This is a genomic window from Hydrogenimonas urashimensis (assembly GCF_016593255.1).
GTDB lineage: Bacteria > Campylobacterota > Campylobacteria > Campylobacterales > Hydrogenimonadaceae > Hydrogenimonas > Hydrogenimonas urashimensis.
This window is the reverse complement of sequence record NZ_AP023212.1, coordinates 1643237-1656466: the sequence shown is the minus strand read 5'-3', so window position 1 is coordinate 1656466 and position 13230 is coordinate 1643237. Positions and strand designations below refer to the sequence as shown.

General features: G+C 54.6%; 9 protein-coding genes. 8 read left to right on the top strand and 1 reads right to left on the bottom strand.

What is annotated here, in order from left to right:
• Nucleotides 1-15: 15 nt before the first annotated feature.
• A complete protein-coding gene (locus JMG82_RS08475; protein ID WP_201352317.1) occupies nt 16-1224 on the top strand; it encodes a molybdopterin molybdotransferase MoeA in 1209 nt (402 codons plus the stop codon).
• Between the two features lie 47 nt (nt 1225-1271).
• On the opposite strand, the gene JMG82_RS08470 is transcribed toward JMG82_RS08475, so the two are convergent.
• The gene (locus JMG82_RS08470; RefSeq protein ID WP_346727039.1) at nt 1272-2603 is read right to left on the bottom strand and encodes an MFS transporter; all 1332 of its coding nucleotides are present in this window, start codon (nt 2601-2603) and stop codon (nt 1272-1274) included.
• A gap of 66 nt (nt 2604-2669) precedes the next feature.
• Here JMG82_RS08470 and rdgB point away from each other — a divergent pair, with 66 nt between their 5' ends.
• The 7 genes from rdgB to JMG82_RS08435 all read left to right on the top strand — a co-directional run bounded on the left by rdgB (nt 2670) and on the right by JMG82_RS08435 (nt 13124).
• Nucleotides 2670-3269 carry an RdgB/HAM1 family non-canonical purine NTP pyrophosphatase gene (gene rdgB / locus JMG82_RS08465; RefSeq protein ID WP_201352316.1) on the top strand — a complete coding sequence of 200 codons (600 nt, stop codon included), beginning with the start codon at nt 2670-2672 and terminating at the stop codon, nt 3267-3269.
• A gap of 131 nt (nt 3270-3400) precedes the next feature.
• Complete coding sequence (gene ciaB / locus JMG82_RS08460) at nt 3401-5263, top strand: invasion protein CiaB (protein WP_236579120.1); 1863 nt, start codon at nt 3401-3403, stop codon at nt 5261-5263.
• An 85-nt stretch (nt 5264-5348) separates the two neighbouring features.
• Nucleotides 5349-6983, top strand: coding sequence for a hypothetical protein (locus tag JMG82_RS08455; RefSeq protein ID WP_201352315.1), 1635 nt, complete (start codon nt 5349-5351; stop codon nt 6981-6983).
• A 32-nt stretch (nt 6984-7015) separates the two neighbouring features.
• Nucleotides 7016-7567, top strand: a complete 552-nt coding sequence (locus JMG82_RS08450; protein ID WP_201352314.1) for a YceI family protein — start codon at nt 7016-7018, stop codon at nt 7565-7567.
• A gap of 61 nt (nt 7568-7628) precedes the next feature.
• A complete protein-coding gene (locus JMG82_RS08445) occupies nt 7629-10052 on the top strand; it encodes a mechanosensitive ion channel family protein (RefSeq protein ID WP_201352313.1) in 2424 nt (807 codons plus the stop codon).
• 46 nt (nt 10053-10098) lie between these two features.
• The gene (locus JMG82_RS08440) at nt 10099-12015 is read left to right on the top strand and encodes an amidohydrolase (RefSeq protein ID WP_201352312.1); all 1917 of its coding nucleotides are present in this window, start codon (nt 10099-10101) and stop codon (nt 12013-12015) included.
• Nucleotides 12012-13124, top strand: coding sequence for a linear amide C-N hydrolase (locus tag JMG82_RS08435; protein WP_201352311.1), 1113 nt, complete (start codon nt 12012-12014; stop codon nt 13122-13124). The genes JMG82_RS08440 and JMG82_RS08435 overlap by 4 nt, the downstream gene beginning before the upstream one ends.
• The last annotated feature ends 106 nt before the right edge of the window (nt 13125-13230 follow it).

The window sequence follows — 13230 nt, the reverse complement described above, 5'->3', positions numbered from 1 at the left end:
GACCAAAGGACAAAAATGTTGAGTTTCGAAGAATCCATGGAACGCCTGAACGATCTCGTCGTTGAGGGGGTGGGTATCGAAAAGCTGTTCCTGACCGAAACACTGGGGCGTGTGCTGGCGGAAAACATTGTCGCGACGGAAAACTCACCCGCCTATCCCACCTCCGCGATGGACGGCTACGCGATTATCGGGAGCGAGCAGGCTCTCGGGACACTGGAAATCATCGAGATCAATCCCGCAGGCAACGACACCGAAGGACTCCGCGTCGTGCCGGGCACGGCCATCAAAACCTTTACCGGTTCCCTGATGCCCGAAGGTGCCGATACGCTGATCCCCATCGAGAATGTCACGGTCGAGGGGAGTACCATCCGCATCGACGAACCGGTCCCGACGGGTTTTTCGGTCCGTCCTGTCGGTGAAAACTACAAAAAGGGAGAGGTGCTTGTCCCCCGGGGCACGACAATCGGTTTCGCCGAAATCGGCGTCATGGCGAGCCTCAACATCGTCGCGCCGATGGTTGTCCAGAAACCGAAAGTGGCTATTCTGGCCACCGGCAGTGAAGTGCTTGAACTTGGCGAGTGCAGCGACAACCCGGCACAGATCCGCAGTTCCAACAACTACACCCTCGAGGCCCTCGTAAAACAGCATGGCGGCGAACCGGTGCAGATGGGCAGCGTCCATGACGAGCGCGCCGCCATCACATTCGCCATGAAAGAGGCACTACGCAGTGCCGACATCGTGGTCACTACCGGCGGGGTGAGCGTCGGAGATTTCGATTTCGTCAAAGATGTCGTCCGTGACGAACTGGGATGCGACGTCGCTTTCAAAGGGGTACTCATCAAGCCGGGTCAGCACGTCATGGTCGCCCAAAAGGGCAACAAATTCATCGTCGCTCTTCCGGGCTTTGCCTACTCCTCCACTGTGACCTTCATTCTCTACGTGCTTCCCCTTCTCTACAGGCTTCAGGGTCGGGAGTACACGCTGCCTGTCGTCACGGCACGGGTGCTTGATGGCTACGGCAAAAAGACGAAAAACAAAACGGAGTTCGCCGCCTGCAACATCCGCCTCGAAAACGGCGAATATCTCTGCGACTTCGAAGGCAAGCGCAGCGGCAGCAGTGCCATCCTGACCAATATGCTGGGCCATACGGGTCTGCTGTGGCTCGATGCCGGCGAGGGAGACAAAGAGCCCGGCGACCTGGCGCGTGTCGTGCTGCTGAAATAAGAATGCCTGCCGCGCCTACCCGGCGATTGGCAGGGCGTTTCCCTCTCTTACGATTTTTTCATGAAGGTCTCAATGACCTCCGCTTTGACGATCTCGTTGTCGAATTTGACGACGATGATCTCCTCTGTTTCGTTCAGGTAGAAATCTGTCACGCCGTTGATCATTTTCAGACCATCGATTTTGGCCTTGTCGAACTCGGCGAAAGGGAGAAAAAGATTGTCCCGCACACCCGGACTTCGCATCGTAGCGACCCATGCCGCCCAGAAGAGACAGACGACAAGAACGAAGGCCGCAACCCCGGAAGCTCCGAATGTTTGATAGAGCCAGCCGCCGATGGCGCCGCCAAGAAAGATACCCACATAGGCGAAGGTGTTGGCCACGCCCAGCGCCGCGCCCTTCTGGTGCACCTTGGCGAATTTGCTCACAAAGCTTTGCAGCAGCGGCTCGAACATGTTGAACCCGATGAAAAAGAGCGTCGCACCCACGCCGAACCAGAGAACCGAATCGCTCCATCCCATCAGGGCGAAAGAGGCGGCAATGAAAGCAATGGAAGCCAAAAAGACCTCTTTGCCTTTGCCGTATTTTTCACCAAAGACCGCCGCGGGCCCCATGGCGATAATTCCGAAAAAGACGGCGGGAAGATAGATCTTCCAGTAGTTTTCGGGGCCCATGCCGAACTTCTGCTTCATCACCAGCGGAATCAGGAAGAAGGCGATCGCCATCGTCGAAGAGTGAAAGAGAAAAGTGATGTACATACGCACCAGATCTCTGTCCTTGAAGACATGCTTGATCTTCGCCTCCTCTTCGGTATAGCTGTGGACGATCTTCGGCGGCTCCGGCACGGCGGTGAAGAGAATGGCCAGTGCCATGAGCGCCAGTATCGCCGTCAGCCAGAAGAGGGCGCTGACACTCCAGAGACCCCCGATGACAGGCCCGATGATCATCGCCGCGGCAAAGCTCATGGCGATCGTCATCCCCATGACTGCCATGGCATGGGCCCGCTGGTCCTCGCGGACATGATCGGCGATCATCGCCGTGACCACCGAACCGATGGCGCCCGCCCCCTGCAGAAAACGGCCCAGCAGCAGCACCCAGATATTGTCGGCGATCGCCGCGACGACCGAACCGGCCGCGAAAATCAACAGCCCGATCAGCAGCGTCTTCCTGCGCCCGATACGGTCACTGAGAACACCGAAAGGGACCTGAAGCACCGCCTGCGTCAGTGCGTAACCACCGACTGCGACACCTGCGAGGAATGCGGTGCCTCCCGGCAGCTCCACGGCGTACTGCGAAAGTACCGACAACACGATAAATAGGCCAAAGAACCGCAACGCCACAATCAGACTGAGAGGCAGCGTCTTTTTGACGATCTCTTTCATCCATTTTTCCTTATGGTAGAATTTTGCAAAAATTATACTCCTCTGATGAAAAAAGGATTGAAAAGAATGCAAATTATACTGGCCACTTCAAACAGGGGTAAAGTAAAAGAGATCCAAGCCCTTTTCGAAGAGGACGAAATCTTACCTTTCAGTGAATTTCTGGGGCCCATGGCCATCGAGGAGAATGGCGACACTTTCGCCCAAAACGCCCTCATCAAGGCCGGCGCGGTCTTCGATGCCCTGGGTCGCGACGACGTTGTCGTCGTCAGCGACGACAGCGGTATCACCGTTGCGGCACTGAACAACGAGCCGGGTATCTACAGCGCCCGGTACGCCGGTGAGGGGGCAAGTGACCGGGAGAATCTGGAAAAACTGGTTCGCAGACTCAAAGAAAAAGGGCTCTCCGAAGCCCCCGCCTACTACACCGCCGCCATTGCCATCGTCGCCCCCGGCGCGGAATATGTGATGCACGGCTGGATGCATGGCAAAGTGATCGACACACCCCGCGGCGAAGGGGGGTTCGGGTACGACCCGATCTTCATTCCCGAAGGGTTCGACAAAACGCTGGGGGAGCTGGAGCCGGAGGTGAAAAAGCGCCTTTCGCACCGCAGCAAGGCGTTGCGGCTGGCAAAACCGATTATCGATATGTTGAGAAACAGAGAGTAATTGGGCTAAAACCGCTTCACGGCCTACAAAATCATATCGTGAAACAAGCGGGGAGCTGACCCGCTTTGCCGACCTGTTATCCGAAGCGAATCCGTATCGGCACTTTTATTATCAAAAAGTTGAGGACATATATGACAAACAACGAAAACCCCTATTACGCCATTTTCATGGAGGACTTGCAGACGATTTACGACGAAATTTTAAAGCGCCAAAAGGCGCTGGGAAGCTACTACGACCTGCTTGGCGGCGGCCATGCCAAAGCGGAAGCGTGGGTCGGCGACTTTCTGCGGCGGCTGGGGCTTCCCGAAACGCCCGAGACGCGCATGGCGGCGCTCACACGGCTCATCGGACTAAGAGACGACGCGCTTACGCAGGTGCTGGAGAAGGAGGGGTTCGACGAAGAAGCAATCATCGAGGCGAAAGAGACCGCCTACAAGATGGTAGCCGATTTCTACCTCAAACGCCACCTGGAGCTACTGGACTGGATCGAGGATGAAGCACTTCTGACCCCGTTTTACCGGGAAATTCTCAAAGAAGCGCACCGCGTCGGCGAAGCGATGAGCAGCTGGCAGAGCGCCTGGACCGCCCACATCATCCACGGCGTCAACCAGGAACTTTTCGAGCTTTTCAACGGTGACGAAGAGAAGATTTATGAAATGTTGGAGAGCGAAAACCTCCTCGACCTGCGGGAAGAGGGATGTGTGGGAGACCGCTGCTATTCTGTACTTAAAAGAACGAAAAGAGGGTTCAAAAGCGTCCCCTACGCCAAAGCCTTCCGTATGGAGGTACAGGAGGTTTTGAACAAACTCCAGAATATGCGCGACCTCCTGGCGGGGATGGAGGATGAAGTCTTCGGCCAAAAGCAAGCGTGGCTTGCGTATCTCGACGCCCTCATCGACGCTTTCGGACACATGGAGATCGAAGGGCTCATCAAAAAGTGGGCCGAGGTGGACCGGAGATGGATGGCGGTGACCACCCCCATCCAGATCGGCCATCCGCTGGAGTATTACGAAGATCACTACCGCAAAGCGGTGGCGCTGGAGTGGGATGTGCGGCTCGCCTCTCCCAAACTGATGCAAGAGACCCACATTCCCGATCAGATCGAAGCGATGAGCGCCTCTTTGGCCGAAGGGTTCGGCGAAGCGGCGGAGGCCTTGCAGCAAAAGAGCGCCGAGCAGGTGCGGCGCACGCAGCTTTACATCGGCATTCCCGCCCTCTTCTACGGGGCGGAATTCCAGGGGCTCTTTTCGGCCCAGGTCGTTCCCAACGACACGGAGGTAAGCCGTGAATTGGGCAAAAAGATCTTCGCTTTCGCGGACAATGTGCTGCAGAGCAAAAAATCGCGACCCGTCATGCGCATCGCCCGCGAAATTCTCGGTGACGATTTCGTCCGGCATCAGCGCGATGTGATGTTCCAACAGCCCGATCTTTGGCACAAAGTCTATGAAATCACCACCATCGGCCACGAATACGGCCACATCCTCTGGGTCGACGACGATACGGAGACGACGATGAACGGCAGCGGAAACTACAAGAATGTCGAAGAGTTCAAAGCGACCGTCGGCGGGTTGATGGCATTCTTCATGCACGAAGAAGAGGCCCTTCGCGAAGAGGTGCTGCGCGACACCGTCTCCCGCGCCGTCGGCCTTATGAGCTGGCGCAAAACACCCGAAGTCGAGCCCTACTACGTGGAAGGGCTGCTGCATCTGAGCATCCTTTTTGAAGCGGGTGTCCTCGCATTCGACGGGAAAACGCTGGCCATCGATCTTTCGCCAGAGGCCTACCGGAAGCAAAAAGCCCTTTACCACGCCCGATACGTCACCCTGATACACGACTTCTATCTGCCCAAAAAAGATGCCGGCATCTTTCTGTCAAACCATGTGACAAAAGAGGAGGGAGTCTGGTTTACGAAAGATGACAAGGTACGCCGCTTTGTCGAGCACTACTGGAACCGTTATCTTGAAATCGGCCAGGAGACGATGCCTTTCGATTGAAAATCGGGAAGTATATTTTCAAAAGTGTTTTTTAGTTTGTTTCCGATAAACTGTTGCCCGATTTCCCAGTGGAAGGAACCAGCCGATGAACCTGCATGACAAAACAACGTTTCTCATGGAGACGATTCCCTCCGAAAAGGAGGTTTTGGAGCTCAAACGGCGCTATCTTTTGGGCGGCATCGAAACGGAACTGCTTCTTGAGGCCTCCCGGACACTCCAAAGCTCATCGCCGGATACCCAGCTGATCGAGTGGGCGTACGCGATTCTAAAACTCATCAAAGAAAAGAGGTCCGAAAAAAGAGAGAAAACGCTCTCGACGGAAGAGAAGATCAGAAGAATCATCGCGCTCTTTTCGAACCACGAAGATTTGCAGAGAGTGCTCAAGCAGGGAGAGTGGGATGCCTCCCAAAAGCGGGCCATCGATCTTGTTGCCCATCTGGTAACGCACAACATTCCTCTCTCTTCCAACATCAAAATCGTCGAAAAAGTCTATTCGCTTCTCTCCGCCGCCTACATCCCCAATGATATCGCAGCGCGTTACTTCGGCAAAGACGACCTCTCTTCCGAAAAAAATTTTATCCTCGAACGGTACAGTGAGTATCGCGCAAGAAAAAAGAAGAGCTCCCAGAACGCGTATGTTCCCCAGACGAAAAAGAATCGCGCACTGAAACGGTACTCCTATATCATCGGCGGTTTGCTGGGGATTTCGGCAATCTTTCTAAGCGGCTTTTTCACTGCCAAATTCATTTACGAAAACCGTCCTGCCGCGACTGTCGCAATCCCGGCGAAAAGTGCCGCCTTTCACGGGAGTGAGGGCAACATATCCGGCATCGGTGGGATACCGGTGTCGGCTGTTCAGAAAAAGGAACTCGAGCTTCCCTTCGTTGTGGAACGTCAGCGTATGCAGGAGAGTCTCGAAGAGTATGGCATGAAGCAGAAGGTGGACTTCGCTACCAGGCTCGTATCGGAAGAGATTTCGGCCCATCTTCCTTCACTCGGAGAAAAAGAGAAAGGCTCCGGTGTATTACTGAAAGATCTTTCAAACGATGCGGGTGGTCAGACCCGGCCGCCTCTTTTGAGCGCCCCGATGAAGGTGGCGATACTGCAACTTGAAAAACTTCACGGTCTCAGATTCCCTCTCGCAACCGATCGGAACGTATCCTCGGCGAAAGATATCCCGGCCGGTTTCCGCCTCAAAGGAAGCGAAACGGTTTCCGAGCGTATCGTTTACGCGACAGACGGTTCGAAGCTCTACCCGATAGAGGTTTACTCTTTCGGCGCGGAACCCTCCATCATACGCTACAGCATGATAGAGTACAGAAAAGGGCATTTCATCCGTGTCGTATCGGATATCTGGCGCTTTTCAAATTACGCAAGACTGCGCACCCACAGGCATTTTGTCTACCAGAACAACCACATCACGCCGGTTCGTATCGTCACCAACCACTTCCTGCCCGACGGCAAGACGGTCGAAGTGGTTTCCGTGACCAAAGAAGATGCGAAAAAACGGATTCGGGAGATGCCCTATGAAACGAAGGTGCTGCTCGCTGACGGAAGACTTCTGCTGAAAGAAACCTACGGCATCGACCACTCGGGTTATGCCTGGTCCTACCGGACAATTTCACGAATCTGGTACGACGACGGAAAAAAGATCCTCTCAAAAAGATTGTCCGGCAGTGAAGAAAACGCCGATAAGGTTTCTTCAGCGGCAAAAAGGTAAGATAGGTCAACCAAACGGAAAGGGGGCCACAGATGAGAAGATTTATCGCAACCATGATCGCCGCCATTTCACTTTTCGCAGGCGAATGCACCTACCGTGTCATGGACTTCGAAATCGGATGGGAGGCCTATAAAACACCCGCGAAAATCGGGGTGGACGGAACGTTCGGCAACATCAAACTATCCGCGATGCCCGACAAAACAGTCAAAGGGTTGCTTGAAGGCGCCAAAGTGGTCATCGACACGGGAAGTGTCAATTCGAAAAACAGCAGCCGGGACGCCAAACTAATCAAAGCTTTTTTCAATGTCCAGGGCGTCCATACCATTGCGGCAGAGATCAAGAGTCTCGGCAAAAGTTTCGCGAATGTCGATATCACAATGAACGGCATAACAAAAACCGTGCCGATGAAGCTCGAGTTCGACGGCGACGATGTTGAGGCGGAAGGCTACATCGACCTCGCCGATTTTGAGATGCTGCCTTCCCTGCGAAGCATCAACAAAGCCTGTTACGATCTTCACAAAGGCAAAACCTGGCAGGATATCAGACTGCAATTTGAGATCAAGACGATGGAAAAGTGCAAGTAAATCCGCCGAAAAAAGGCATGCCCAAACGCCGCCCTCACGAAAAAGGCTATAATTTTACATTATGATACGACAGCTGTTCCTCCTTTTTCTGGTATCGTTCTCTCTTCTGGCGGCTTCCGATGCCAAAACCTCTTCCCGTCCCATCGATACCGTTTCCACCCTCCCGCAGGAGACACCCCGTTTCTTTGCACTGGACGAGATCCCCGAAGCGGCCACCGAAGCGGCCAGCCGGCTTTCGGAGATGGAAAAAGGTCTCGAAACTCCCCGGGAGATTCAGGCAATCGAATCCTCCCTGCCCCATTTCATCCGCTCGATCGAAAAGATACGCAAGGAGATCGTCGGTCACGACCTGAGCAGCCAAAACATCAAACAGCTGCGTCAATGGTACGAAACATCGATGCTCTATCAAAGACAGCTCGAAACCTACGGCGAAAAACTCAAACACCGGATCGACATCTACACCGATATCCTCAAATCCCTCAAAGAGATGCACGAGTCGTGGGAGGCGACCAAAGCCTTCGCGAAAGAGCAAAAAGCCCCCGAGGCCATCCTTCAACGAGCCAGCAACACCGTGGCGCATATCGAGGCGATGCAAAAACGCGTCAAAAAAGCCTACAACAAAACACTCACCTATATCGATATGATTTCAGGAGAGAGCCGGCAGTTTGGAACCATGACAACCGCCCTCGAAGAGGCGCTGGCCAAACGGGGCATGGAATTGCTGACTTTCGACCATCCGCCCATCTTCGAATCGCTTTCGAAAGAGAAAATCCACCCCGTCAGCTACCTTTTCGAGAGTGCCGGCGCCGTACGCGAGATCGTCAAACAGGCACGTTTTTTCTACACTTCGAACACCTCCGCACTCTACGCCCACATGGGCACAACGCTTCTGCTGGGCTTTTTGATGCTTTTCCTCTATGTGCGGCACAGACGTGGCAAGCTGTTTCCCGTCAACGACGAAAAGGTACAAGGATCGGTGTTCTTTGTCGAACATCCTCTCGCCGCGACGGTACTTCTGGCGGTCCTGATCGTCCCGCTCTTCTATCCCGAACGCCCTGTCTCCGTCGGGCAGTTCAACACCATCGTCGCACTGAGTGCCCTGCTGGTGATCATCCACCGTATCGTCACTCCCGAAATACGCCGCTATATCTACCTGCTGACAGCACTCTTTTTGCTCAATGTCGTGCAGGCCCATATCGTCGAAGCGCAGAACGAAGCACGGCTGGTATGGCTTTTGATGGCACTGATCATGCTTGCGGCTTCGCTGCGTCTCATGCGAAAAAACGGCCCTCTCCATCACCCCGGTTACAGTGCGGAGATCCGATTCTTCATCCGTCTCGCGCCTCTCCTGCCTCTCATTCTCGTTCTCTCCGCCGGTGCCAACATCGTCGGTGCGGTCAACCTCTCCGTCAAACTGCTCTCTTCTTTGATTACGTCGCTGATACTCTTCATGGTCTTCATAATCCTCGCCCGCATCTTCCGCGGGTTGATTGTCATGTTCGTGCGCCGTCGCTCCATCGAATCGAAACATCTGCTGCGGGAGTATGCCCACCAGATTCAAAACTACCTCACATTCGTCGCGAACTTTTTCCTGATGGCCTATTGGCTTTTCCTCGTCCTCAAGCAGTTCGACCTCCTCTACTACATGGAGAACGGGTGGCAGAAGCTCATGTCGGTATCGTGGAAGATCGGCGAGGTGGTCGTTTCGGTGGGTGCCATCGTCGACTTCGTCCTGGTCCTGGTGCTCACATGGTTCTTCACCCGCTTTATCACCATCATCCTCGACCTTGAGCTCTTCAGCCGGTACGAATTCCCCCGCGGCGTGCCGGCGGCCATCCAGATGATCGTCCGCTACCTAATCATCACCACGGGCGTCGTCTTCGCCCTGACGGTGCTGGGTGTTCGGCTGACCGACCTGAGCATCATCGCCGGGGCGCTCGGTGTGGGTATCGGCTTCGGTCTGCGCAACATCATGGCCAACTTCGTCTCGGGCCTGCTGCTCGTCTTCGAGCGGCCCGTTCAGCAGGGGGATGTCGTGGAGGTGGACGGCATTTTCGGCGATGTCCAGAAGATTGGCGTACGCGCCACGACCATCAAAACCTATGACGGCTCGGAAGTGATCGTCCCCAACGCCGACTTCATCACCAAGGAGGTGATCAACTGGACGCTGTCGTCCAAAAGCCGCCGGGTCAAAATGCACTACAAAGTCGCCTTCGGAAACAGCCCCAAAAGAGTGATCGACATCATCCGTTCCGCCATCGAAAAACACCCGGGCATCCGCAAGGAGCCGGCACCCAAGGTCCTCTTCGAAGGATATGGCGACTACTACCTGGAATTTACGGTCTATTTCTGGGTCGACGAAAAACTGCTCGACATCAAGAGCGAGACCGCTATCGACATCTATGAAGCATTAACGAATGCCGGTATCGAAATGCCGGTGCCCTACAGCCGCGTCACCTACGAAAACCCCCGGAAACTGCCTTGATGAAGCACCATTCGCAAGGGTTCGTTTATTTGCAAAAAGGATCGGCATGATCAAATCCCTCAAAACAAAAGTCGCACTGGCCCTGCTGTCGGGTGCAGGTTTCTTGGCTCTTTCCGCGGAAGCCGCCACACTCTATTTTGGCGGTGACATCGTCACGATGGCACAGAGCGGCCCCCTATACGCGGAGGCGGTCGTCGAAAAAGAGGGGAAAATCGTCTATGTCGGGGAAAAAGCCGGGGCGGAAAAACGGTTCGGCGAGAGGGTCGACAAGGTCGACCTGCAGGGCAGAACGATGATGCCGGGATTCATCGAGCCCCATCTGCACCCCTCCATCGCTGCCATCATGCTGCCCAACGAAACGATCGCCCCCCACGCGTGGAAAAAACCCCAGGGAATCTCTCCCGCCGCGAAGACGCCGGAGGCGTTCTACAGGCTGCTCAAGTCCTCTGTCGACAAAGAGGCAAAAAGCGGCAAAATGTTTTTTGTATGGGGGTACCATCCGCTCTGGCATGGTCCCATAGACCGGCAGATGCTCAACGAGCTCTCCGCCGACAAGCCGATCGGGGTTATCCACCGTTCATTCCACGAGATCTTTCTCAACGATGCCGCCATCGGGCTTTTGGGTCTCAAACGCTCCGATTACGCCGGCAACCCCCAGGTCGACTGGGAGAAAGGACACTTTTACGAAGGGGGATGGCTGGCACTCCTTCCCAAAATAGCTCCCCATCTGCTCAATCCCAAGACCTACAAAAAAGGTCTGGCGATGATGAGCGAACTGATGCTCCGCAACGGCATCACCACCATCTGCGAGCCCGGCTTTCCCAGTTCGGATTTCAACATGGAGTACACACTGCTCAAAAGCGAGATGGCCAAAGACCCTCCCTACGACTGCTATCTCATCCCCAACGGCACACAGCTCTATTCGATGGCGGGCAACAGCAACGAAAAAGCCGAAAAGATGATACGCGAGCTCCCCGCCAAATACAATACGCGAAACATCACCTTCCTTCCCCGACAGGTGAAACTCTTTGCCGACGGCGCCATCTATTCGCTCGCCATGCAGATGAAACAGCCCTACACGAGTGAAGCGTTCAGGGGTGAATGGATGACACCCCCCAAACGGCTGAAGGAGCAGATGAGCTTCTACTGGGATAGGGGATACAAAATCCATATGCACGCCAACGGGGACAAAGGCATTCAGAAAGTCCTCGATTTCAACCGCCAGGACCAGAAACGGCATCCGAGAAAAGAGCACCGTTTCACCCTGCACCATATGGGATACTTCGATGCCGATATCGCGAAGCAGGTAAAGGATTTGGGAGTGAAAGCCTCCGTCAATCCCTACTATCTCTGGGCACTGGCCGAGAAGTATTCCAAAGTCGGTCTCGGTAAAGCCCGGGCGGAAAATCTGGTTCGCATCCGGGAGCTGACCGAAAGAGCTATTCCGGTCTCATTCCACTCCGATTTCGCTATGGCACCCGCTGAGCCGCTCACCCTGGCGTGGGTGGCGGTCAACCGCGTGACAGACGAAGGTCGCAAAGTCTCCCAAAATCAACGTATCAGCGTTTTTGACGCTATGAAAGCCATCACGATCAATGCTGCACGCACACTGAACCTTGAAAAGAGTCTGGGCTCCATCGAAGTGGGAAAAATCGCCAACTTCACCATACTGGAGCAAAATCCTTTCAAAGTCGATCCGATGAAACTCAAAGAGATTGGAGTATACGCCGTGGTACACAAAGGGAGAATGGTGCCCGTTGGGCACCAAAAAACAGGGGCTGACGCCGATGCGCACGGATGCATCCTCTCCGCCGGATACAGATGGTGTGGCAAAACAGAAAAATGCGAAAGACCGTGGGAGCTGGCCCAGCGGGCGCACCTCAAGCCGACGGCCGAAGCTTTCGAAAAATATTGCAACGAACCGGCACCGCATCGCCAAATCTCACAAAAGGAAGAAAGATGAAACGTGACTCACGAACATTGAAAAGGATCGCCGTGGCCCTTTTGATCTTGGGAATGACGGCGGCACAGGCCTGCACGGGTATCAGGCTGGTCGCCAAAGATGGCACGGTGGTCCACGCACGGACACTGGAGTTCGCACGGGACCTGCACTCCAATGTCATCGTCGTTCCAAGAAACTACCCCCGTACCGGAACCACGCCCGACGGAAAGGGTGGGCTTGAATGGAAAACGAAATATGCCAGCATGGGCGCCAACGGGGTCGGGCTTCCTTTCATTTTCGACGGCTTCAACGAAAGGGGTCTGGCCGTCGGCACCTTCTATTTCCCGGGATCGGTCCGGTATATGCCCTACAGCCCTTCCAAAGCCTCCAAAACGCTGGCTCCCTGGGAGTTTGGATCGTGGCTGCTGGAAAATTTCGCCACCGTCGACGAGGTGAAGAACAATGTCGCCAAGGTGGTCGTCTCCGATGTCATCCTCAAAGCCTGGGGATTCACTCCTCCGGTCCACTACGTGGTTCATGACGCTTCGGGCAAAAGCCTGGTCATCGAATTTATCGACGGCAAGGTCGTCGTGTACGACAACCCGCTCGGCGTGATGGCCAACTCCCCCTCTTTCGACTGGCACATGACCAATCTTCGCAATTACATCAATATTTCTCTCACATCGGTGAAACCTTTGAAACTCAAGGGTGGCGTGGTATTAAAACCTTTCGGCATGGGGGCGGGCCTGCATGGTATTCCCGGCGATTTCACTCCGCCTTCGCGTTTTGTGCGGGCGGTTCTTTTTTCCCAGGCAGTCTATGAACCCAAAACCGGGAAAGAGGCCGTACTGGAAGCGTTTCATATATTGAACAATTTCGATATTCCCAAAGGCGCCATGCGCGAGGGGGAAGAGGCGGATGCACAGGGGCATCCGATGGCGGATTTCACCACCTGGACCAGCGCAAACGATCTCAAGGCGAAAAAGTTCTATTTCCGTACCTACGGCGATCAGCGCATCCGCATGGTGGATATGAACAAGATGGATCTGGATGCCAAAAAGATCGTCGAGTTCCCAATGTCCGGCCAAGAGGAGATTCGGGAGATCACACCGGCGGAAGCGATCGAATAGAAAGCGAATTCCATCATGATGCGGAAAAAAATGAAACGGTATCAGCGGTATTTTCAGCAAGACTCCGCATCGCAACCGACGCGATCCAATCCAAAAACGGCCTCGC